Genomic DNA, 21,877 nt, shown 5'->3' on the forward strand with positions numbered 1-21,877 from the left:
GGCCTGGCTTTCAGGCCGCTGGTGAGAAGGAGCCGTTCATGGAACTCCATTTGCATATGCAGCCGCACCATTTCGCCCGCCGCGCGCCGGACTGGCGCGCCGCTGCGATTGCGGGGCTGGTCGCGGGCACGCTTTACGTCGTACTGGAGCTGCTGACGGCGCGCTTTGTGCTGTACCAGGGGGCGTGGGGCACGGTAAAGATGGTGGCTGCCCTCATGCTCGGCCGGCAGGCGCTGGCCTCCGCCGACGCGTTCAGCTGGACCATCGTGCTGGCCGCGGGCATCGTGCACTTTGGCCTGTCGATCGTGCTGGCGACGATCCTGGCCATGCTCATTGCCTCGTTCCGCTTTGATTCCAGCATCGGCATGGCCACGCTGGCGGGCGCGGTGTTCGGGGTGCTGGTCTACCTGGTGAACTTCTACGTGATGGGCCGGTACTTCAACTGGTTTGACGAGGCGCGCGGGTGGGAAAGCCTGTTTGCCCACATCATGTTCGGCGTGATCGCGGCGGATGCCTACGCCAACCTGGAACGGCGTGAGCCGGATGCGCCGGGGATGACACGGGGCGGCTGAGCGCGCCCCGGGCGAGACACATCGCACCCGCTGGCTACAGGTAGCATTCACCACCCAGATAGGCCTTGCGCCAGCGCGTGATGCGCACCTCGGCAAACAGGCCGGCCTGTGTGAACGGGTCGGCATCGATGAATTGCTGCGCCGCGTCGCGGGTGTCGAGGTCGACGATATAGAAGCCGCCGCCGGCATCGCTGCCGTCATCGTTGAGCTTGGCCCCGCAGGCCAGCAGCAGGGCCTTCTGGGCGTCCAGGAACGCCAGGTGCCCCGCTCGGGCCGCTTGCCGCACTTGCTGGTGCTGTGGCTTGTCCCAGGTTTCGATCAGGAATGGCATGGTGTTGTCCTCGGGTGATGGCGGGTTGGAATAGGGCATGGGGTATCGCGGGATGGGGTATCGCGGCATGGGCATGGCGGCAGCCAGTGCCATGCCCATCACTCCCGGCGACGAGTTTCGCCGATTCCGCGCTGGCAGCACAAGCCGGCGGGAGCTGCGCACCGGACGCCATCGCGCCCACCGCCGCCAGCAAAAACCTGGACCCGGGGCTTGACAAACCCGCCGGACCTCACATCCCCCCCTGCTGCTGCCCGACAGTGTTATCCACACTTTATGTGGATAACACTGTCAACAAGCTCCGCAAATGGCTCTAGCACGCGGACCCCATCGGACTGCCCACAAAACGGGCAACTGCAAGCCGGCCAGGCAGGCAAGTCCGTCATCCGCGCTGCCTACAACGGAATCACAGCGTCGTCAATGGGGCGCCAGCGCAACGAAGCGGGTGGTCTGGATGCCGAAGTTGTCAAGGATGCCGATCACCAGCACCACGTTCAGCGTGACCGTGATGACCGGGCTCAGCCGGCCAGCTTCGCGGCCGCATCGCGCAGCGCGGTGCGCAGGCCCTCTTCCACCACCGGGTGGTAGTACGGCATGGCCAGCATCTGCTCGATGGTGAGCGCTTGCTGGTAAGCCCAGGCCAGCAAGTGCGCGATATTCTCGGCGCGCGGGCCGGTCCATTCCGCACCGAGAAAGCGCCCGCTATCCTTGTCGGCATAGACGTGCATCAGCCCACGGTTCTTGAGCATGACGCGGCTGCGGCCCTGGTCCTCGAAACTCACCTCGCCGGTGACAAAGCTGTCGGGCTCAAGGTCGGCATGGCGCTGGCCCACCATGGCGATCTGCGGGTCGGTGAAGACCACGCCGATCGGGGCGCGGCGCGACAAGGGGCGCACCTCGGGATAGGCCGCGGCGTTCTCGCCGGCGGCCTTGCCTTCGTCGGCAGCTTCGTGCAGCAGCGGCAGGACATCGTTGGCGTCGCCGGCGATGAAAACCGGCGCCGTGCCGCATTGCAGGGTGGCCGGGTCGAATACCGGCACGCCGCGCCAATCCAATGCCAGGCCGGTGTGCTCAAGCCCGAGGCCGCGCACATTGGGCTGGCGGCCGGTGGCGGCGAGCACGTAGTCAAAGCGCTCCGTCACGGTGTTGCCCGAGAGATCGGTAAAGCTGATCACCGCCTCGTCGCCATCGCGATGCATCGCGGCAAGCCTGGCGTCCGGATCGAGGTAGAACTCCTCGCGGTAGCTAGCCACCGCATTGGCCTTGATGGCCGGATCGGTCAGCGGGCCCACGCCGCCGCGCAAGCCGAACACGCGCACCTGCACGCCCAGGCGGGACAGTGCCTGGCCAAGTTCCAGCCCGATCACGCCAGGGCCGAACACGGCGACGCGGCGCGGCAGGTCATCCCAGGCGAAGACATCGTCGTTGACCACCAGGCGATCGCCGAACACCTTGAACGGCGGCGGGATCACCGGGCTGGAGCCGGTGGCGATCACCACACGGCTGGCACGCACGGTGGTGTGCTCGCCAACCTGCAGCACGGTGTTGTCGATGAAGCGGGCATAGCCGCTCACCTTGTCCTCGGCGGGAATGCCGTCCACGCCGCGCACCACGAAGCCGACAAAGCGGTCGCGCTCGCGCTTGACGCGCGCCATGACTTCGCGCCCGTCGATGCGGATCTCGCCATCCACATGCACGCCGAAGGCAGCCGTGTGGCGCAGCTCATGCGCGGCCTCGGCCGCGGCGATCAGCAGCTTGGAGGGCATGCAGCCCACGCGGGCGCAGGTGGTGCCATAGGGGCCGCCTTCGACGATGACGGCGCGCTTGCCGGCAGCGCGGGCCGCGCGGTATGCGGCCAGGCCCGCCGTGCCGGCGCCGATCACGGCGACATCGGTCTGGATGGTTTGCACGGTCTTCACGTTCTGCAAGTTCTGCGCGTTTTGCACGTTCTGCGGGGTGGTCATGTCGGCGTTCCTGGTAAAGGCTGTGTCAATCAACGGACCGGATGGCACCGGGTGGCGCTGCCATCGGGTCCGCCGACTGGGGCACGTCTGCCGGCCTTGCCGGCGGCCGTGCCCTGCGGCGATCAAGCGTGTTGCGTGGCGGGCTAAGGCTTAGCGAACCAGGTAGGTCTCAAGCGCGTCGGCGCCGCCGATCAGCTTGCCGTTGATGAAGATCTGCGGCGCGGTCATGTCGCCCGACAAGGCGCCCAGCACCTTGCCGCGGATCTTGTGTTCCAGCGGCACGTCGATGTACTCGAAGCCGTGGTCCGACAGCATCTGCTTGGCCTTGGCGCAGAACGAGCAACCCACCTTGGAGAACACCACGACCTGGTCGGGCTTCTTGGCGTTGGGGGCAATGTAGTTGAGCATGGTGTCGGCGTCCGACACCTTGAACGGGTCGCCCGGCTCTTCCGGCTCGATGAACATCTTGTCGACCACGCCGTCCTTGACCAGCATCGAATAGCGCCAGCTGCGCTTGCCGAACCCGAGGTCAGCCTTGTCGACCAGCATGCCCATGCCTTCGGTGAATTCGCCGTTGCCATCGGGAATCATCACGATGTTCTCCGACTCCTGGTCTTTCGCCCACTCGTTCATCACGAACGTGTCGTTGACCGAGACGCACAGGATCGCGTCCACGCCGTGCTTGGCGAACACCGGCGCCAGCTCGTTGTAGCGCGGCAGGTGGGTGGACGAACAGGTCGGGGTGAATGCGCCCGGCAGCGAGAACAGCGCGATGGTCTTGCCTTCGAACAAGTCGGCCGTGGTCACGGTCTTCCATTCGTTGTTCTCGCGAACACGGAACGTGACATTGGGAACGCGTTGACCTTCACGGGATTGCAGCATGGGTTAGCTCCTGGATGACTTGGGGGTGGATGGCCGCGTGTTGCAGCGAAGACCCGATTCTGTCCGCGCCCAGGTGATTTGTACAATTCATCATTACAAAGACAATGATTGCTTTTTACTATGGTCCGTGGATAGCCTGGCCCTATCACGATATAAGAAGCCTCCTAAACCGGCCTCTAGCGACCTAAACATCTCTTTTATGTGACGGCGTCACTGGATGTGATCTGCCCGCATCGCATTTTCAGCGCGCTAGCCTCGGAAAGTTCTGCAGGTCTTTTCAGACATTTCTCAAATCTGTGCGCAAGCGCGGCCCGTACATTTGGGCCAAGGCATGCACTTCCTGGCTGGCGTCCTGCGTCGCCAGGAGGCTGCAACCCCATGCGTGCGCAGATCCGGCACGCCTCCCTCCACGAGAATCCCTTATGTGCATCTGCAGTTCCCCGCATCCGGCGGACGGCTCGCCCACCGCGAGCCGGCGCGTGCCGGCCAACTGGTGGCGCCGACAACTGTTTGTGCTGCTGCTGGCGCTTTGCCAGGGCGCGCCGGCGCTGGCCGCCCTGCCTGCCGAGCCCCTGCGCACGTTGCGCCTGAACGCCCAGGTGCGCCTGGACCCCGCCGGCACAAGCGATGCCATCGACCGTGCCGCATCGGCCCGGGGCGACGATACGGCGTTGCATGCATGGCGGCGCGCGCACAAGGCCTTGCGGGTGGGCGTGGTTGGCAACTACCTGCCCCCGTTCGACCTGGTCGACCTGAATGGGAACTACCGCGGGATTTCCGCCGACTACCTTGCCGTGGTGGTGGCCCGGCTTGGCGTGCCGGCGCAGATCCAGCGCTACCCCTCGCACGAACTGGCACGCAGCCATCTGGCCGGCGGCGCCATCGACCTGATCACCACCTCGCTGGACAGCCCGGGCACCGGCGTGCGAACCGCGCCGTACCACGACCAGCGCCTGATCGAGGTCGTGTCCCGGCGAGACGGCGCGCGCAACCAGGCCAGCCGCACCATCGGCTACCTGGCGGGCGAAGTCTCGCCGGCCTTGCTGCAGCGAGCCTACCCTGACGCGCGGCTGCTGCCGTTCGAGAACCTGCTCGGCGCACTCGACCAGCTCTCCCGGGATGGGGACTTCGTCATGGTCACCAACGCCACCGCGGCCGGCTACCTCGTCGAGCAATACCGCTACGACGAACTGACGGCACGCAACTTCGCGCCGCTGGCGCACGAGGGCATCACGTTCGCCGTGAGCGACCCCGCGCTGGGCCGGATCATCGACCAGGTGCTGGCGCAGATGCCCGCGGCGCTCAAGCACGAGATCGACGCCTTCTGGACGCCCAGCTCGCTCGAGTTCGATATCACCGACAAGCTCAATCTCTCCGCGGCGGAGCGCGCGTGGACAGCCCTGCATCCGGAGGTGCGCTACCTGGCGGCACGCGACCTGGTTCCCTTCCAGTTCGTCAACGCCAGGCAACGCCTGGGCGGGCTCACCGAGCAAGTGCTGCAACTGATCGCGCAGCGCACCGGGCTGCGTTTCGTCCCTTACTGGCCGGCCAGCGCCGCGGACGTGACTGCCGCGATCAAGAACGGCACGCTGGACGTGGTGCCCATCCTGCCGCTGAACCATGCCGCCACCGGCAACGCCCCGCTCTCGGTCAGCGCGCCCTATTTTTCCGGCAACTGGGTCGTTGTCACGCGCGCCGGCGACGACAGCATCAAGAGCCTGCCCGACCTTGCCAACAAGGTCATCGCGGGGCCGCCGCTCAACGGGTTCTACGATCTCGTGCGGGCCAGCTATCCGGTGAGCCAGCGCGAGACCAACTCGTACGATGAGGCGTTCCGCATGGTCGCCACGGGACGCGCGGATGCCACCATCTCCAGCGCCTTCATGGCCGACCAGATGCTCAGGCAAACCTATGCCGGCCGGCTCAAGGTCGCTGCCGCCGCGGGCGGCGTGCCGCTGGAAGTCGGCGTGGGTGTCAACAACCGGCACCCGGAATTGCTGGGCATCATCAACAAGGCCATCCTGGGCATCTCGCGCGACGAGCTTGGCGCCATGCGCGCGCATTGGACGGAACCCAGGGCGACGGGCTTCGCCTGGCGCCGGTTCATGCCATGGTTGATGGCTGGCGCGGCCGCCCTGCTGCTGGTCGGCCTGCTGTTTCTGGCTTGGGTGACCTCGCTGCGCCGGCAGGTGACCCAGCGCGCCGCGGCCGAGCGTGCCTTGCAGGACCAGGTCGCGTTCCAGACGGCAGTGCTCGACGGCATTCCCCAGCCCATCTACCTGCGTGACAACCAGTTCCGCATGATTACCTGCAATACCGCCTACGAAGCGGCGCTGGGCACGACGCGGCGGGCGCTGGCCGGGACCGGGCCGGCCTTCGTGCACTCCGCCTTCAACCCCGATATCAGCCACCCGGAACTGATGGCCGTTTATCAGCGCGTGCTGCGCACCGGCCTGCCGTTCAGCGCCGATCGCCAACTGACCATCGGCAACGCGCCGTGCAGCGTGATCAGCTGGGTGGTGCCACTGCGCCGCGCCAATGGCAGCACGGCGGGCATCGTCGGGGGCTGGATCGATGTGACGGAACGCCAGCAGATGCTGGCCGAACTGGCTGCCGCCAAGAACCGCGCCGAGGCCGCCAACCGCGCCAAGTCGACATTCCTGGCATCGATCAGCCATGAGATACGCACGCCGATGAACGCCATCCTCGGGATGCTGGAACTGGTGCTGACGCGCCGGCACGCCCGGCACGAGGATCGCGAGCAACTCGACACGGCGCATGGCGCGGCCACGTCGCTGCTGTCGCTGCTGGACGATATCCTGGACCTCTCCAAGATGGAGGCCGGCAAGTTCACGCTGCAACCCCGTGCCGCCAGCCTGCGCCAGGGCCTGCATGAAGTCACGCAGATGTTCGGTCCCGTCGCCGCGCAGAAGGGCGTGGCCTTGAACGTCTGCGTGAGCGATGCCGTGGCGCCGGCGCATCGCGTGGATATCCTTCGCATGAAGCAGGTCATCAGCAACTTTCTCTCCAATGCCATCCGCTTTACCGAGCGCGGCAGCGTGGATATCCGGCTCGACGGCTCTGCCGCGCCGGGGGCCTCGCAAGCGCTGTGCCTCAGCATCAAGGACACCGGCATCGGCATTCCCGCGGAGGCGATCGGCAAGCTGTTCCGGCCGTTTTCCCAGGTGGAGTCAACCGGGCGCGCGAACACCGGCGGCACCGGGCTCGGCCTGTCCATCGCACAAAACCTGGTACGCAGGATGGGAGGCGAGATCACCCTGGAGAGCGAACCGGGACGCGGCACGCAGGTGCTGGTGCGCCTCAGCCTGGAGGTTTCGGCCTCGCCGCCCCCGGCAGACGCGCCGCCTGCCGGCAACGCGGGCATCGCGCTGTTTGCGCCAGGCACCCGCGTGCTCATCGTGGACGACCACGCACCCAACCGGTTGTTGATGGCGCGCCAGCTGGAGCGGCTTGGCATTACCGTGGCGACAGCGGAGAACGGCGCCGTTGCCTTGCAGGACCTGCAGCGGTGCCCCGCGGACCTGATCATCTGCGACTGCATGATGCCGGTGATGGATGGCTTCAGCCTGGCCCAGGCAATACGCGCACGCAAGGATGCGCTCGGCCGCATCCCCATCATCGGCTGCACGGCGAGCGCGCAGAGCGAGGATCACCTGCATGCGCTGGCCGCGGGCATGAGCGAAGTGATGGTCAAGCCGGTGGGCCTGGCCACGCTGGAACGCGCGTTGCGCGGGCATCTGCGCAGTGGCGCTCGCACAGCCAAGGGCGACGCTCAACCGGGCTAGCTGCCGGGAACCCCGTCATGGGGCGCGGTAGCGATTGGGATCGCAGTTAGGGTCGAGATAGCGCACAGGCTGCTCAGGCTGCCCGGGGGGGCAGGCGCGGCGCCGCCAGCGATGCGTCGAGATGCGCCAGCGTTGGGGCAAGAATCGGCAGCAAGGCTTGCGCGGTGGCGAGGTCGCCGAACTGGGCAACGGATTCGAGCCGGCCGCAAAGCGTGACCAGCGCCCCGCACTCCAGGATCCGGGCCGAGCCCTTGATGCGGTGAGCCCCGCTGCCAAACCGCTGCCAGGCGCCATCCGCCAGCGCCGTGCGCATCATCTCGAGGTCAATGCGGTTGGTCTCGACCAGGCTGTCCACCAGGTCCCTGACGATATCCGCGTCACCGCCCGCGAGCGTATCGAGCAGCGTGCCGACGGCCGCGCATTCGCCGGGCGACACCGCGACAAACCCGTGCTCGGCCAGCGCGTGCGCCAGCGCGCCGACGTTGACCGGCGCGCTCAGCGTTGCATCGAAGGCGGCGCCATGGGCTGCATCAACCACGCTCGCATCCGCGCCGGCCTGCACCACCGAAAACAACAGACTGTCCGGGGACAGGCCGAAGTCGCTGCGCGCGAGCTCGCCGGCATGGTCATGGGCCAGCCAGACCAGCACCAGCCTGGGCGGCTCGCTTTGGACGCGCCCCGGATCCGGGCTGGCCAGGCCCACGTGCTCGACGGAAAAGCCCAGGCCCGCAAGCACGGTCGTCAGCCCGCTGATTTGCAACGCTTGCACGCCACTCTCGGTAGTGCTGAGTAATAGCGCACGGATCATGTATTTGCCTCTGTGAACAACTGCATATTGTTACCCCACTGCCGATGAGCGGCCACTGGCTGGCGTCATTGCGAAGGCGTCAGGCGGCAACGCCGCGCTAAGTCGACCAGGTCCACCAGCGAGGTAGCCCGCAGCTTGCCCATGATGCGGGTCTTGTGGCTGCTCACCGTTTTGTTGCTGATAAATAAGAGGTCTCCGATCGCCTTGTTGGACAAGCCCCTGACCAGCATCTGCAGGATGACGATCTCTTTGTCCGAGAGCAACGCGAGCCGCTCTTCATCCGGCCGCTGGTTGAGCTGCGGCAGCTCGCGCTCATAACGCATTTCGGGAAACACCGTGTAGCCGGCCATCACCCACTCGACGCAGCGCACGATTTCCTTCATGTCCTGCATCTTGCTGACGAAGCCCTGGGCGCCCGCCCGCCGCACCCGCGGCGCGAAGACGGCCTGGTCCTGACCCGAAATCACCAGGATCCGGATCGGCGGATAAATCCGCTTCAGGCGCGGGATCACATCCAGCCCGCTGATACGGGGAATATCCAGGTCCAGCACGGCAACATCGGGCTCGAACTGCCGTGCGGCTTCAATTGCAGTCTGGCCGTTGTCGGCTTCCAGAATATGGCTGACCCCAAGCACTTGCGACAACTGGGCCTTGATCACCAGGCGCAGTGCGGGATGATCGTCGACGATCAGGATAGTTGCCACTCACGCTCTCCCCCAAGGCTGCCAAGAAACGAACTCGCCTGCGTCGGGCGACAGCCGGCAATCGGCAATCGGCAGGTGAAGCGCGGATTATGTGGTGAAGTTGCCCCCGAACCGGCGTGAAACTTCCGAATCAGCCACCGGAAATTTCCCAAAGGAGGGGGAGACTCAACCCTGCAGCGTGCGCTGACACATCGTGCCGGCAGGTTGGAATGCCTGAAAAAGTGCGAAAGAATCACTTTTCAACATTGGACCGCCCAACGGATGGCGACGTCGCTCGGCCTTCCGTTGGGAATCTTCCTAGGCAATCGGGAGAAAGACCTGGGGAGTGGGACGCTGATGAAGCGCCTCGGGCTGCCGCGCGGTTCCCGGCTCGCCCCCCGCAATTGCGGCGAAATGAGGAAATTTCTCAAACCAGCATGGCGTTCCCGGCGATACAGTCAGCAGTCACAAATTCAGTACTTTCTTCGGCGCGCCGCGCCGCCATTTCAGGAGCGCAAGGAACTCTGCCATGAGCGACGTCACCCCTCTTTGCCCACGCCAGTTGCCGGGGCCGATGGAGCGGCCCCGGCAATGCATGCGCTGCCGCAGTTCGTCGTCGTGGACCCATGACCATGCCGGCTAACCGCTCGCTCTCCAAATCCCACATCGTCATCGCCGACGACCATCCCGTCATGCTGCTGGGCTTGCGAGGCTTGCTGGCGCAGTTCGAGGGCATAGAGATTGCCGGCATCGCGCGGAACTCGACCGAAATCCTCGCCGCGCTCAGCCGGCAACCGTGCGACATCCTGCTGACGGACTATGCGATGCCAGGCGGCGTGCATGGAGACGGCCTGCACATGATCGAGTTCGTGCGGCGCCGCTATCCCGCGCTGTCGATCCTGGTGGTCACCATGCTGGAAAACCCCACGCAGATCGGCAGGCTGGTCCGGTTCGAGCGCTTGTCGGTGGTCAGCAAGCTCGACGATGCCTCGCATATCGCGGTTGGCCTGTCGCAGGTGCTCGACGGCGCGCGCTACCTGTCGCCGACGATCCGGCAACTGCTGGACAGCACCGGACCGGACGTGGACGTGCGCTCCCGGTTCAGCGCGCTCAGCCCGCGCGAGACCGACGTGATCCGGCTTTACCTGTCGGGCATGTCCGTCAGCGAGATCGGCGTGAGTCTCGGGCGCAGCGTCAAGACCATCAGCACCCAGAAGGTGTCCGCCATGCGCAAGCTCGGGCTGCGCGGCGACCTGGATCTTTTCAGCTACGCCGTCTCCGTTGGCCTGCTCGGCCAGCCCCGCAAGCAAGCCGCGGGCAAGCTGGTGCCACGGCCAAAGAACAGCGGCCCGCGATAGCGGATAGCGGATAGAGGAGCGTGGGCGCCCAGGCGTTGGGGGGAACAAGGGACACCCGCAAAGGGCGTTCAACGGATTCACTGGACTTTCCCATGAGGGACGGCGACCATGGACGGGCACGCATCCCCGCTTGACGGCTGCCGTGGCGATCCGTTGAGCCCTGTCACGAACCATTCATCCAGCAAGCGCCTGTCATGCCGCGCGGGCAAGGGGGCATCAAATGAATCGTCTTCGATACTCGGTGGACCTGTCGTACGAAGTCCTGGATGCCGAGGCTGACTTCCTGTTCAACATCGAAGCCGCCCGTACCGCCCGCCAGCGCATTGTTTCCGAGCGCCTGACAGTGCCGCCCGTGCTGCGCATGGACCAGTACACCGATGCCGTGCTATGCAACCGGCTGATCCGGCTGCGCGCCCCCAAGGGGCATCTGGCGATCCACTATGACGCCGTGGTCGATATCGACCATCGCCTCGACGATCCTTCGACCTTGCACGAAGTGCCGATCGCGCAACTGCCCTTCGAGGTGCTGCCCTACCTGGCGCCTAGCCGCTACTGCGAATCCGACCGCCTGATGGAGTTTGCCCTGCGGGAGTTCGGCAGGGTGCCATGGGGCTACTCGCGCATCGTCGCAATCCGGGAATGGGCGCGCAACCATGTGCGTTTCCTCTCGACGTCCACCAATGAGCGCACCTCGGCCGTGGACACGATCGTCGAGCGCATCGGCGTGTGCCGGGATTTCGCGCACCTGATGATTGCCATCTGCCGGGCGCTGAGCATTCCCGCGCGCATCTCCAGCAGCCTGGACTACGGCGCGGATCCCGCGCTCGGGCCGCCGGATTTCCATGCCTTCGTGGAAGTCTTCCTGTCGGGCAGGTGGTATCTCGTCGACCCCTCCGGCACCTCCATTCCCACGGGCCTGCTGCGCATCGGCACGGGACGCGATGCGGGTGAGATCCCGTTCGCGGCGATCTTTGGCAAAGTGGAGTCCGAGCGGCCCTTCGTGCAGATCCATGCGGTGACAGATACGGCGCTCGGCCTGGAAATGCCGCTGTACACCGACTGGGGCATCTGCACCTGGTAAGGCATGGCGGCCGGCCTATTCACTCCCGGCTGGCATCTGGGGGGGCATTTCCGGCGATATGCAGGGTGGCGTATCCGCCGCCACCTCCGCCAGCAGCCAGGACACGAAGACCCCAACCAACGGGCTATGCCACTTGTCCTCAAGGCAAACAAAGTAATAGGACTTGGGCGAGACATAAGTGGCGTCCAGCAAGCGCACCAACCGCCCCGCCTTCAGGTCCTCCCTCACCACGTAATCGGGCAGCAGGGCGATCCCCATGCCGCTGAGCGCCGCCTGCAGCCCCATGGCCAGCGAGGCATAGCGCGGCCCGCGCAGGGCCCTGCGCGCCGCCATGCCGATCACGTCGAAGTAGCCCGCCCATGCCTCCAGCGCCTCCGCCTGGTGCAGCAGCGGCAGGTGCTCCAGCGCAGCCTGGGCGGACTCCGCCTGCGCCAGCAGTTCGGGCACGCACACCGGAAACAAGGCCAGTGGCATCACCTTGACGCCGACATGCCCTTCGGGCGGGCCCGTGCAAACCTGGATCGCGCCGTCCAGGCCGGACGCACGCAGATCCACCGTGCCTGCCTTGGCGGTGACGTTGACCTGGATCTGGGGATAGGCCTTGGCAAACCCCGCCAGCCTCGGCAGCAACCAGATATTGCCTAGCGAAGCCGGCACGCGCAGATCGAGCCGGCCACCGCTGCCCCTGCTTGTCAGCACCTCCAGCGTGGCTTCCTCCAGTTCGGCAATCACCTTGCGGACCGCGCGCAGATATTGCTCGCCGGCCTGGGTGGGCGAGACCGCGCCCTTGCGGCGGGTCAGCATGGGCACGCCGAGGTACTCTTCGAGCTCGGTCAACTGCTTGCTGACCGCGCTCTGCGTCAGGCATAGCTCGTCGGCCGCGCCCGTCACGCTGGCTAGCCTGACGGTAGCTTCTAGCGCCACCAGGTGGGACAGCGCGGGCAGGTGCCTGCCGTTCGTGCTTCTCATGAGGCCGTTATGGTCGATAAGGGTGGAGAAGATGGCAGGCATGCCGCGTGCCCGCACGCACGCGCGGGCACGCAGCGGCGCCCATGGCCGCTACGCAGGGAAAAGTCGAAGACGGCGGGTCAGCCGATGCGCCAGGCCGGCACCGTGCCATCCTCCGGCGCGCTCGCGCGCAGGTAGTCGCTGGTCTCGGCGCAGCGCTCCCGGTTGCTCCGGCGCACCTGCAAGCCATTAAGCACGCCGCCGATCACGTTGGCGTGGGCCCGGTCCAGGTACTTGAGCGCCTCCACCACCTTCTCCTGCGGGGTGTTCTCAGCGCGCACGAACAGCAGCGTGGCGCCGGCAACGCGGCTGACCAGCGCGGCGTCGGCCACCGCGAGGATGGGGGGCGTATCCACGAGGACCAGGTCAAAGCCCGCGGCGCAGGTGAGCAGCACCTCGCGCAGGGCGGGCAGCATCAGCAGCTCGGATGGATTCGCCGGCCGCGTGCCGGCCGAGAGCAGCCACAGCCCGCCGACGGCGGTGGGCTGGATCGCATCATGCAGCGTGAGGGCCCCGCCCAGCAGGTCGGCCAGCCCCAGCGTGCCCTCCAGGCCGAACTGCCCGGCCACGCGGGCACGGCGCAGGTCGGCGTCGACCACCAGCACGCGCATGCCGGCCTCCGCCGCCAGCACGGCCAGGTTGACCGCGCCAAAGGTCTTGCCCGCCCCCACGGAGGCGCTGGTAATGGCCACGATGTGGTTGGCAGCGCCGTCCATGGCGAAGTGCAGCGACGCGCGCAAGGTGCGCAGCCCCTCAACGGCCGGGGCATGCGGATACTGCCGCGCGAGCAGGTACCGGTCGTGCAGCACCGTGTCATCATGCACCGCGCCCGGGCGCACCGAAGCGGTGGACACGCAGTGGCGCAGGCTTGCCCGCGCCGCGTCGTCCGTGCCGCGGGCGAGCCGTACCGTCTGGCCCGGCTCGCACACGGACAAGACCGGTGCGCGCAAGGGCCGCGGCTGCGCCAGGCTCTTGCGCTCCAGCTCAAGCTGCTCGGGGCTGAACACGACCTCGCCCACCATCGGCAGCGCCAGGCTCCCTTCGATCGCGGCCGCGCTCTCCATGCCCCGGGACGCGCGGCTCTTGAGTGCCGCCAGCCCGGAGCCCGCCAACAGGCCCAGCAGCGCCGCCAGGCCCGTCACCAGCGCCCGATTCGGTCCGACCGGCAGCGCAGGCGCCACCGCAAGGTCCACGAGCCGCACATCGCTGCTCTGGTCGGACTGCGCCAGCGCCAGCAGCTGTGCCTGCCGGCGCAAGGACATGTACATGTCCTCGGCCACCTTCACATCGCGGCTGAGCGCGCCCGACTCCCGCTCCGCCTCGGACAGCCCCTGGCGCCGGCTATCCATGCTGCGCCTGTCGCCGCGCAGCTGCTCGATCTGCTCGTCGATCGCCCGCACTTCCTGGCTCTGCGGCATGAAATTGCGCAGCAGGCGCGCGCGCTCTAGCCGCAGCCCGGAGATCTGCCGCTGGTACTCGATGCTGCCGCTGAGGTAGGACTGCGACTCCTGGGAAGGCTGCAATGACCCGGCGCGCGCGCGGTACCGGGCCAGGGCTGCCTCGGCCGCCTCCAGTTCGGCCTTCACGCGCGGCAGCTCGCTGGAGACGAAATCCAGCTGCTGGTTGTCCTGCTCGCGCCGATGGCCAACCTGCGTATCGACAATCGAGCGCGCCACGGCATTGACCACGGCGGCGGCATGCTCCCGATCGGCGTCACGCCAGACGATGCGCACCGCGTCGGCGGCTGCACCAGCGGCCGCGCCAGCCGCGCCGCCCGCCGCTGCGCCATTCGGCCCGGTTGCCGTGGCCGTGCCACGCTGCGGCTCCAGCTTGAGCCCGCGCGCCAGCAGCTCGACGGCTGTGATGGCGTCGCGGCGCATCACCACGAACTCGGTCCCCGCGCGCGCGGTGAGCTGCGCCAGCTTGAGCGAAACGCCATTGCCCCGCGCGATGTCGCCGACCTTGCCCGTCAGCAGCAACGCACCGTCCTCGCCCAGCAGGCGAAAGCGCTGGTCGCCCTGCGCCACCAGCGTCAGTGGCTGGTTGAGCAGCGCGTCGGGCACGTTGAGGGCGATCAGGTCGATCCGCTCACCACCCCAGGCGTAGGCGGACAGGCTCTCCAGCGGCGCAGCTAGCGGTGTAGAGAGTGGTCCTGCCTGCGCGCCACCGGCAAACCGCGCCCATAGCGCGCCAACCACGGGCACCGTGCGCGGGGCCGCGGCGATATCGAGCCGGGTTTCCCGCACCACCGGCGCCAGCACCGCGCGGCTGGTCATCGCATCCGGCCGCAGTGCGTCGGCGGGCTGCCCCGCGTTGGCCGTGCCCTGCGCATTCAGCGCAAGCCGCCGGGCAGACTCCGGGCGCACCAGTACGTCCGCCTCGTACATGGCAGGCAGCGACCACGCATACAGCGCGCCGCACAGCGCGCCGAACAGCATGGCGGCAAGGATCCAGCCGGCATGGTCAAGCAGTGCCCGGGCCGCGCCCCAGCGCGCGCGGGAACCCGGCTGCCGCGATGCCGCAGACAAGCCCACTTCGGTAAAGGTCATCACGCTCAGCTCCCCCGCATGCACTCCATGCACTCCATGCCCTTCATGCGCTCAGTGCGCGTGATGCGCGCACACAGCCAGCGCGCGGGCGTGTCCCACCCGTTCCGGCAAGGCTGGCCCGTCATCCCCGGTGGACAGCAAGCGCCCGTATTCGCGCCTGACGAGGCCATAGCACTCGCAGACGTGCAGCTCCAGCCGGACCCGGTCGATCACCGTGATGTGGCCGCGGCTGTAGTGGATCAACCCGAGATCCGCCAGTTTCCTGGCGGCTTCGGTCACGCCCTCGCGGCGCACGCCCAGCTTGGTGGCGATGACCTGCTGGGTGATGGCGATCTCGTTCGAGCAGAGGCGGTCGACGGCGAGCAGCAGCCAGCGGCAAACCTGCTGGTTAAGCGAGTGATAGCGGTTGCACACCGCGGTCTGCGCGATCTGCGTGAGCAATGCCTGTACGTACAGCAGCGTCAGCCGCAGGATTGCCGGCGAGCGCAGCAGTTCTTGCCGCAGCTTGTTCGCCGCGAGCCGGTAGCCGAACCCGGGCGTGTGCACCTCCAGCCGGTAGGGCATGGCATTGCCCCCCGTCACCACCGGGATGCCGACCATGCCTTCGTTGCCTACCGTGGCGATCTCGACGGTGGTGGCGTCCTCCAGGAAGGACAGCATGGAGACGACCGCCGTGGTCGGGAAATACACATGATTGGTATGCTGCCCGCAATCGGTCAGCAGTTGCCCGGGGCGCAGGCGCACCAGTTCGAGGTGGTTGGAGATGGCCTCCCAGTCATCGCGCGGCAAGCCGCGCAGGAGGTGATTGACGTCCGGAGCTAATCGCTGGCTGTGCATCACGTGTTTCCCCCTGCAAGACCCCAACTGCCCAACTGCCTGCCCCGCCAGCCCTGGTTTATTTGCCCAGTTGCTTGGTGAAGAACAGGGTCTGGATGGTCGGCGTAATCTGCTCGAGCACCCGGTTAAAGCGCACGGCATCCGACGTGCCCACATACACCACGTCGAGCGGCTCCATGCGGAACTGCGTCGACAGCAGCAAAGCATCCACCTGTGTCATGTCAAGCCGGTACACGGCTGGCTGTGTCGGGTTTTCGCGCGCGCCGCGGATCACGAAGACCTGGCGCGGGTCGGCAGCGCGGATGTCGATGCTGTTGACGCCGGCGAGCGCGTCAGCCAGCGTGAGGCGGCCCTTGTTCATCAGCAGCGAGGTCGGCTTGACCACTTCGCCCATCACGAAGATCCGGCTGGAGAGCCGGTCGGGCACGTTGATGATGTCGCCGCCCTGCAAGAGGAAATCGCCAACGCCATTGCGCCGCTCGGTCAGCGTATCGAGGTCCAGCTCGTAGACCTTGTCGCCGCGCGTCAGCCTGACCTTCTGCACGTCAGCATCGGGCAACGTGCCGCCCGTGCGCGCAATGGCGTTGATCATCGAGAGCGGCACATCGGTGACCTGCAGCGATCCGGGGTTTTTCACCAATCCCGTGACGTCGATCCGGCTGTTGCGGTACGACACCACGCGCACGTCGACCCGGGGGTCCCGGATCTCCTTGGACAGCGCCGTGGAAATCATGCTGCGCACCTGCTCCACGGTCTTTCCACCAACCCGCAGCATGCCCACGGGCGGATAGTAGACCTCGCCATTGGCGCCGACGCGAAACCCGTTCTGCTCCAGTGGCGCCTGCTGCTGCGCGCCGTCGGCGGCGCCGGGCGCGATCGGAATGGGCTGCATGTTCGCCGCGCTGGAGCTCAGCTGCGGGTTGTACAGCACCGTGACGCCCAGCAGGTCCTGCGGGCCGATGCGGTACTCGTACTTCGCGATGCTCTGGGCAAGGTCCGCGCCCGTGGCGGGCGTCACCTGGCTGTTGGTCGTGGCGACCGCGTCGATCTGGCGGGAGATCACCGCCGAGTTGATCAGTTGCACCGGGTACGCTTGCGTGCCAGTCTTGGCGCCGATGTCGTCATGCAGGCGACTCGAGTCCAGTGCCGGACCCGGCGCCCACGCGCATCCGCCAAGAGCGGCAACGAATGCAAGAGTGGGAAAGATCCTGGTTGCCATGGCAGCGTCTCCTTGTCGTGAACCGCATTCAAGTCGTTTGAGGGCGCTGTGCCTGCAACGATCCATCTGGGGCTCGGCCCCCGGATAGCCGCAAGATTCGCGCCAATACCTGGTCTTTATGTACGCTGGGCCACAGTGGCGCAGGCACGCCCGCACCCAGGCGCGGCCCCCGAAATCACTCCTCCCGCAAGGGCGCCAGGCCCTGCGCCGCAGCCCCCATGCCGGCGCCCGCCAGCGTCATCGCTTGCTCAGGCTCGCGCGCAGGCGCCTTGCGCTGCGGCGTGCCGTCGCTCGCGTAGGTCGCGCACGGCATGCCGAGCTCCCGTGCGATGTGGCCGCCCAGGCGCAATGCCAGCGCGGCAATGGTGATGGTGGGAAAATTCGCGCCGACGGTCGGGAACACCGAACTGCCGGCCACGTAGAGATTCGAGATGCCGTGGACGCGGCTATTGCGGTCCACCACTCCCATTGTTGGCGAATCATGCATGCGTGTGGTGCCCATGTGGTGCCAGGTACCTTCGAGCGCGGCCGGCCAGGGCTGGCCCTCCACGGGTGGATCCAGCGTGACTTGCGCCACGCCGCTGCTTTGCAGCTCCTGCGCCAGCAGCGCGAAGGTGCGGTCGAAGGTACGCTGCACCAGGCTGCCCACGCGCCAGTGCACGCGCACTCGCGGCACGCCGAGCCGGTCGCGGTGTTCGGACAGCGTCACCCGGCTGTCCGGATCGGGATCGGCCTCCACGATCGCCTGCATCTTGACGTCGGTGATCAGCGAGCGCGGCTGCATCAGCCGCGTCAGCCCGAAGCCCACGGTGTCGACCGGATGTGCGGCCATGGTCAGCAGGTCCCGGGTGAGGCTGTGGCCTGGCTGGTCCTTCTTCAACAGTGCCTGCTTGGTGCGGAACAGCGCCTCCGCGCCTTTGCTGCCTTCGCCGTAGAACATCGAGAAGAACCACACCCGCGCATTGAGCAGGCCTTCGCGCTCCAGCACGGCGGGCTTGAGCGCGAACTGCGAGGAGACATAGGTGCCGTTGGCACTCACCGCCGCGTTCTGGTAGTGGTACTTGATGTCATAGAGCTTGTTGCGCGCCCATCCTTTGTTGAAGCGGACACTGCCGGACATCAGCCGCGGATGGTCCATGAAATAGCGGCCCACCAGGTCTGCGCCATTGCCCAGGCCGGCAGGCTGCACCTTGTTCGATGCCAGCAGCAGGCGCGCGTTCTCGATGCCGCCCGTGGCCAGCACGAACAAGCGCGCCGCCACCTTGATGTGCCGCCCGCTGAGCGTGGCGACCGAGACCTCCGTCACTGACGTGGCATCGGCATTGGTGCCGATGTCGACCACGTTGGCGTAGAGATACACCTTGACGCGATGCGACTGTTCCAGCGGCTCGCGGTACAGCTTGCCAAAGCGGGCCGGCGGGCTGAACTGCGAGATCGTGTCGCGGATATGCTCGCCGATCAGCGGCAGGCGCCGCACGTCGGGACGGCGGATGGCAGCCTCCCAGTAAGCGGGATCGAAGTTGTTGGGCCCGAGCTTGAGCAGTGCATGGGTGCGCTCGTAGTATGGGGTGAGCTCATCGAGCCCGAACGGCCAGCCGCTGTGCGCCACCCAGCTGCGCTTTTCCAGGTCCCACGGGTCCAGCGGGCGGCACCAGCCGCCCCAGCAATTGCTGCTGCCGCCGAGAAAGCGGCTGCGGCTGCCATCGGCGAAGGTATAGGGCAGCCCGATGTTCTCGCCGCGATAGAGGTCGCGCGTGTCGTCGTCGGCCTTGTAGCCGCCACTCTCCAGCAAGCAGGCATCGATGCCAAGCCGCTGCATCTCCAGCGCCAGCGTGATGCCGGCCACCCCGGCGCCAATGATGCAGACGGTGGTGTGCACCACGGCGTCCTCTTCGAGCTTTCTGGTGTCGATAAACATCTACTGCTCCCCCTGTTGGCCGGTTTCAAGACGGATTGCCGCTACCCTTCCCGCTTCCATCTTCGTACGACGCCCTCGCTCGCGTGCGCCAACATTGCGCCAACCGCGGCCAAGCGCGTGCGTTGCCGGACGCATCGCGCATCCCGCATCAGGCATCGCGGCCCAGCCACTCGGGCTCCATCTCGGCCTGCGCCGGCTCGCCGGACTGCAGCACGCGCAGCAGGTCGCGAGCCATGCTTTCCACGGTGAAGCGCCGGTTGAACGTTGCCTTGGCGCAGGCGCGCATCTGCACGCGCTGGGCGTCGTCCATGGAGAGCCAGCGCCGCAGCAGCGCCTCGCATCCCTCGACGGTGTCGGGCGCGGCAAGGCCCGCGCCGTCACGCTCGATCTCGCGCCAGATGTTGACCTTGTCGGAGATCAGCGCGGGCACGGCACAACCCAGCGCCTCGGCCACCGCGATGCCGAAGTTCTCCTGGTGCGAGGGCAGCGCGAACACATCGCTGGCATAGAACGCGCCCCACTTCATTTCCGCGCGCAGCATGCCGGGCCAGCTCACGCGTGCGCCAATGCCACGCGCTGCGGCCTGCGACTGCAGCCGCGGCACCCATCCCGCGCTATCGGGGCCCGCGATCACGAGGTGCGCCTGCGGGTCTAGCGCCGCCACGCGGGCAAAGGCGTCGATCAGCAGGTCGCAGCCCTTCTTCTCGTGCACGCGGCCAAGAAACAAGACGATGCGCTTGCCGCGCAGCTCGGGGTATGCCGCCAGGAAGCGCTCGCGCAACGCCACGCCGTCGGCGTCGTGTTCCGGGGGCGGCGACTGCGTGCCAAGGCTCACGACCGATTCCCTGGCGCGGTACAGCCAGAAGGACTGGCTGGCCAGGCGCCGCTCTTCCTCGGCGGTAAACAACACGGCTCGCGCATCGCGCAATACGCGGTACTCGGCCCACGGCCAGTAGAGCCACTTCTTCAGGTGCTTGCGCGGGTAGGCGCGCTTGAACCAGGGATCGAGCATGCCGTGCGGGTAGACGTAGTACGGCACCTGCAGCTTGCGCAGCGCGCGCCATGCGCCAAAGCCATGGTATTGCCACAGGCCGTTGATGATGACCGCGTCGAACTCCTGCGCATGTTCGCGCAGCCAGGGCACCAGCCGGGGCGAGTAGTGGTAGTAGCCGCGCGCGGGCCCCAGCACGTGCAAAGGCAAGGGGAAGTCGGCCAGGTAGGGCGCATCCGGCGGATCGAGCGACAGCACCTCCACGCGATGGCCCTGCGCGACAAGCTGGGCGCTGCCCTGGCGCACGCATTCCACGGGTCCGCCCAGCCTGGGATCGATCGATGAAAGCAGGTGAAGGATGTTCATCGGTCAACTCCTTGCGGGGCAAATCGCAGACGCTTGGGCGCGCGCTCGGATTGGTCGTCGCCGGCCGCGTTGGCAGCCGGCGCGTGGGCTATCGTTGTGAGCATTGGCGCATAGGGCCCGGGCGCCCCCGCCAGCGGGGCTCGCCTGGGCCTTCCCTGTTTTGCCTGTTGTGCCTGCCGCGCGCGTTCGGCCGCCGCCGCGCCCTGCGCGGCGAGCTTCGCGGCCGTCGAGCGGGCCAGCTGCGCGTGCGTGGCCACCAGCAGGCCCAGCGCCACGCCGTACACCACGCCGGAAAAGCGCGGGCCCAGCGGATTGCCGCCGATCGACGTGGCCGGCAGCGCCGCCAGCACCAGCAAGGCGCGGCCCATCACGGCCAGGTTGGGCGCGTTCGGCGCCACGCGCCGCCAGTGGCGATAGGCCATGCTGCCGCGATAGAGCGAGAACAGCACGATGGCGGGAAACGCGATGCCAAACAGCAAGCCGCCCGCGAACAACTGGTAGACCCAGAAGTTGTGTCCCGCCGTCCACTCGTTGATCGCATAGAACTCTTTCTCGCTCATCTGCCCGGCGAGCGCCTTCAGGTATGCGGGCGAATAGCGATAGAAGTGCCCGTAGCCTTTGCCGACCACGAGCGACGTCGTGTTCGAGGTGACCTGGTCATACTGGTCCTTGAGCTCGGCGAGCCGGGTGGCGGTTGTCGGGTCGATGCCGGAAGCGGTGGCCTTGCCCGCCGCAATCCGCTGGGTCCAGTGCGCGGCGACGCTCGGAAACAGCTCCGAGCCAATCAACGCGGTGCCGCCTACCAGCACCGTCGTGATGACGACCGCGCGCAGCACCGCCTTGAGCAGATGGCGCAGCGACGCCGCGCTCAGCCAAGTGGCAAAGCAGAACAGCAACGCCGTGCCGACCAGCAAGCTGCGCGTAACGCTGAGCATCTCGATGGTCACGGTGCCGATGAACAGCAGCACGGTGAACTTGGTCACGCGCCTGGCAATGACGAACTCATGCAGCAGCACGCCCTGCGTCGCCAGGAAGACCACCGAGACAATGCGAAAGCGCACCGTCTCCAGCCCGCCCCCCACCGCCATGCCGTAGGCAAAGCTGAACAGCAGCGACGTCACCATGGCGGCGAACATCGCCGACTCGATCTGCCTCAGGCGCTCTTGCGGCCACGGATGGCGCGCGGCCAGGTAGCCGATCAGGAACAGCATGAACGGCAACAACACGCGCAGGTAATTGCCAACGTCGTTGCCCTGGATCCATTGCGGGACGATGCTGCCCGGCACGGTCAGCAGCAACGCCGCCATGACCACCGAGCTCAGCCGGGTACGCGTGACAAAGCGCGGCGCGATCAAGGCCAGGGCAATGCCCGCTGCGATCACCGGCAGGGTCAGCAGGATCTGCGTCAGGCGGCTGCCGTTTTCATCGACGCTTTTGAAATCCACTGCCAGCGGGCATAGCATCAGCCATATCCAGATGGTCGCGAAGCGGTTGCGCATGGCGGGCC

The 21,877-nt window shown here is 67.0% G+C and carries 16 protein-coding genes and 1 pseudogene; 4 read left to right on the plus strand and 13 right to left on the minus strand.

Annotated features, from left to right (window positions below; translation table 11 throughout):
* The first annotated feature begins 38 nt into the window (after positions 1 to 38).
* Positions 39 to 572 (plus strand): hypothetical protein, encoded by a 534-nt coding sequence (locus AC1DQR_RS23060; RefSeq protein WP_416050795.1) that lies wholly within the window; start codon positions 39 to 41, stop codon positions 570 to 572.
* A gap of 34 nt (positions 573 to 606) precedes the next feature.
* On the opposite strand, the gene AC1DQR_RS23065 is transcribed toward AC1DQR_RS23060, so the two are convergent.
* From AC1DQR_RS23065 to AC1DQR_RS23080, 4 genes and pseudogenes are all read right to left on the minus strand, one after another.
* On the minus strand, positions 607 to 903 hold the full coding sequence (locus AC1DQR_RS23065) for a YciI family protein (protein WP_416053306.1): 297 nt from the start codon (positions 901 to 903) through the stop codon (positions 607 to 609).
* 426 nt (positions 904 to 1,329) lie between these two features.
* Positions 1,330 to 1,413 (minus strand): annotated as a pseudogene (locus tag AC1DQR_RS23070) (mechanosensitive ion channel family protein); the annotation flags it as partial.
* 5 nt (positions 1,414 to 1,418) lie between these two features.
* Positions 1,419 to 2,810, minus strand: a complete 1,392-nt coding sequence (locus AC1DQR_RS23075; RefSeq protein WP_416053307.1) for a dihydrolipoyl dehydrogenase — start codon at positions 2,808 to 2,810, stop codon at positions 1,419 to 1,421.
* 204 nt (positions 2,811 to 3,014) lie between these two features.
* Complete coding sequence (locus AC1DQR_RS23080) at positions 3,015 to 3,746, minus strand: glutathione peroxidase (RefSeq protein ID WP_150985009.1); 732 nt, start codon at positions 3,744 to 3,746, stop codon at positions 3,015 to 3,017.
* A gap of 422 nt (positions 3,747 to 4,168) precedes the next feature.
* Here AC1DQR_RS23080 and AC1DQR_RS23085 point away from each other — a divergent pair, with 422 nt between their 5' ends.
* Complete coding sequence (locus tag AC1DQR_RS23085) at positions 4,169 to 7,552, plus strand: ATP-binding protein (protein WP_416050796.1); 3,384 nt, start codon at positions 4,169 to 4,171, stop codon at positions 7,550 to 7,552.
* A 73-nt stretch (positions 7,553 to 7,625) separates the two neighbouring features.
* Here AC1DQR_RS23085 and AC1DQR_RS23090 read toward each other — a convergent pair whose 3' ends face one another.
* Positions 7,626 to 8,321: an Hpt domain-containing protein gene (locus tag AC1DQR_RS23090; protein ID WP_477133865.1), complete on the minus strand. Its 696-nt coding sequence runs from the start codon at positions 8,319 to 8,321 to the stop codon at positions 7,626 to 7,628.
* A gap of 104 nt (positions 8,322 to 8,425) precedes the next feature.
* Positions 8,426 to 9,064, minus strand: coding sequence for a response regulator (locus AC1DQR_RS23095; RefSeq protein WP_477133866.1), 639 nt, complete (start codon positions 9,062 to 9,064; stop codon positions 8,426 to 8,428).
* Positions 9,065 to 9,675: 611 nt separating this feature from the next.
* Between AC1DQR_RS23095 and AC1DQR_RS23100 the strand changes: the two genes are divergently transcribed.
* Both AC1DQR_RS23100 and AC1DQR_RS23105 read left to right on the plus strand, forming a co-directional pair.
* Positions 9,676 to 10,401, plus strand: coding sequence for a response regulator (locus AC1DQR_RS23100; RefSeq protein ID WP_416050799.1), 726 nt, complete (start codon positions 9,676 to 9,678; stop codon positions 10,399 to 10,401).
* A 220-nt stretch (positions 10,402 to 10,621) separates the two neighbouring features.
* Positions 10,622 to 11,482 carry a transglutaminase-like domain-containing protein gene (locus AC1DQR_RS23105; RefSeq protein WP_416050800.1) on the plus strand — a complete coding sequence of 287 codons (861 nt, stop codon included), beginning with the start codon at positions 10,622 to 10,624 and terminating at the stop codon, positions 11,480 to 11,482.
* A 15-nt stretch (positions 11,483 to 11,497) separates the two neighbouring features.
* On the opposite strand, the gene AC1DQR_RS23110 is transcribed toward AC1DQR_RS23105, so the two are convergent.
* From AC1DQR_RS23110 to AC1DQR_RS23140, 7 genes are all read right to left on the minus strand, one after another.
* On the minus strand, positions 11,498 to 12,451 hold the full coding sequence (locus AC1DQR_RS23110; RefSeq protein ID WP_416050801.1) for a LysR substrate-binding domain-containing protein: 954 nt from the start codon (positions 12,449 to 12,451) through the stop codon (positions 11,498 to 11,500).
* A gap of 119 nt (positions 12,452 to 12,570) precedes the next feature.
* A complete protein-coding gene (locus AC1DQR_RS23115; protein ID WP_416050802.1) occupies positions 12,571 to 15,039 on the minus strand; it encodes a polysaccharide biosynthesis tyrosine autokinase in 2,469 nt (822 codons plus the stop codon).
* Positions 15,040 to 15,090: 51 nt separating this feature from the next.
* Positions 15,091 to 15,876, minus strand: coding sequence for a Crp/Fnr family transcriptional regulator (locus AC1DQR_RS23120; protein ID WP_416050803.1), 786 nt, complete (start codon positions 15,874 to 15,876; stop codon positions 15,091 to 15,093).
* 58 nt (positions 15,877 to 15,934) lie between these two features.
* Positions 15,935 to 17,095: a polysaccharide biosynthesis/export family protein gene (locus tag AC1DQR_RS23125; protein ID WP_416050804.1), complete on the minus strand. Its 1,161-nt coding sequence runs from the start codon at positions 17,093 to 17,095 to the stop codon at positions 15,935 to 15,937.
* Positions 17,096 to 17,270: 175 nt separating this feature from the next.
* Positions 17,271 to 19,013 (minus strand): FAD-dependent oxidoreductase, encoded by a 1,743-nt coding sequence (locus tag AC1DQR_RS23130; protein WP_416050805.1) that lies wholly within the window; start codon positions 19,011 to 19,013, stop codon positions 17,271 to 17,273.
* 148 nt (positions 19,014 to 19,161) lie between these two features.
* Positions 19,162 to 20,370, minus strand: coding sequence for a glycosyltransferase (locus tag AC1DQR_RS23135; RefSeq protein ID WP_416050806.1), 1,209 nt, complete (start codon positions 20,368 to 20,370; stop codon positions 19,162 to 19,164).
* Complete coding sequence (locus AC1DQR_RS23140; RefSeq protein WP_477133867.1) at positions 20,367 to 21,869, minus strand: hypothetical protein; 1,503 nt, start codon at positions 21,867 to 21,869, stop codon at positions 20,367 to 20,369. The genes AC1DQR_RS23135 and AC1DQR_RS23140 overlap by 4 nt, the downstream gene beginning before the upstream one ends.
* Positions 21,870 to 21,877: the final 8 nt, after the last annotated feature.

Source organism: Cupriavidus sp. 05L411, assembly GCF_056398045.1.

Bases quoted from the DNA above. Each gene is read 5' to 3' on its own strand.
- AC1DQR_RS23125 (WP_416050804.1), bottom strand. From the start codon at position 17,095: ATGGCAACCAGGATCTTTCCCACTCTTGCATTCGTTGCCGCTCTTGGC.
- AC1DQR_RS23105 (WP_416050800.1), top strand. From the start codon at position 10,622: ATGAATCGTCTTCGATACTCGGTGGACCTGTCGTACGAAGTCCTGGAT.
- AC1DQR_RS23135 (WP_416050806.1), bottom strand. From the start codon at position 20,370: ATGAACATCCTTCACCTGCTTTCATCGATCGATCCCAGGCTGGGCGGA.
- AC1DQR_RS23120 (WP_416050803.1), bottom strand. From the start codon at position 15,876: ATGCACAGCCAGCGATTAGCTCCGGACGTCAATCACCTCCTGCGCGGC.
- AC1DQR_RS23110 (WP_416050801.1), bottom strand. From the start codon at position 12,451: ATGAGAAGCACGAACGGCAGGCACCTGCCCGCGCTGTCCCACCTGGTG.
- AC1DQR_RS23140 (WP_477133867.1), bottom strand. From the start codon at position 21,869: ATGCGCAACCGCTTCGCGACCATCTGGATATGGCTGATGCTATGCCCG.
- AC1DQR_RS23130 (WP_416050805.1), bottom strand. From the start codon at position 19,013: ATGTTTATCGACACCAGAAAGCTCGAAGAGGACGCCGTGGTGCACACC.
- AC1DQR_RS23100 (WP_416050799.1), top strand. From the start codon at position 9,676: ATGCCGGCTAACCGCTCGCTCTCCAAATCCCACATCGTCATCGCCGAC.
- AC1DQR_RS23080 (WP_150985009.1), bottom strand. From the start codon at position 3,746: ATGCTGCAATCCCGTGAAGGTCAACGCGTTCCCAATGTCACGTTCCGT.
- AC1DQR_RS23115 (WP_416050802.1), bottom strand. From the start codon at position 15,039: ATGACCTTTACCGAAGTGGGCTTGTCTGCGGCATCGCGGCAGCCGGGT.
- AC1DQR_RS23065 (WP_416053306.1), bottom strand. From the start codon at position 903: ATGCCATTCCTGATCGAAACCTGGGACAAGCCACAGCACCAGCAAGTG.
- AC1DQR_RS23060 (WP_416050795.1), top strand. From the start codon at position 39: ATGGAACTCCATTTGCATATGCAGCCGCACCATTTCGCCCGCCGCGCG.
- AC1DQR_RS23085 (WP_416050796.1), top strand. From the start codon at position 4,169: ATGTGCATCTGCAGTTCCCCGCATCCGGCGGACGGCTCGCCCACCGCG.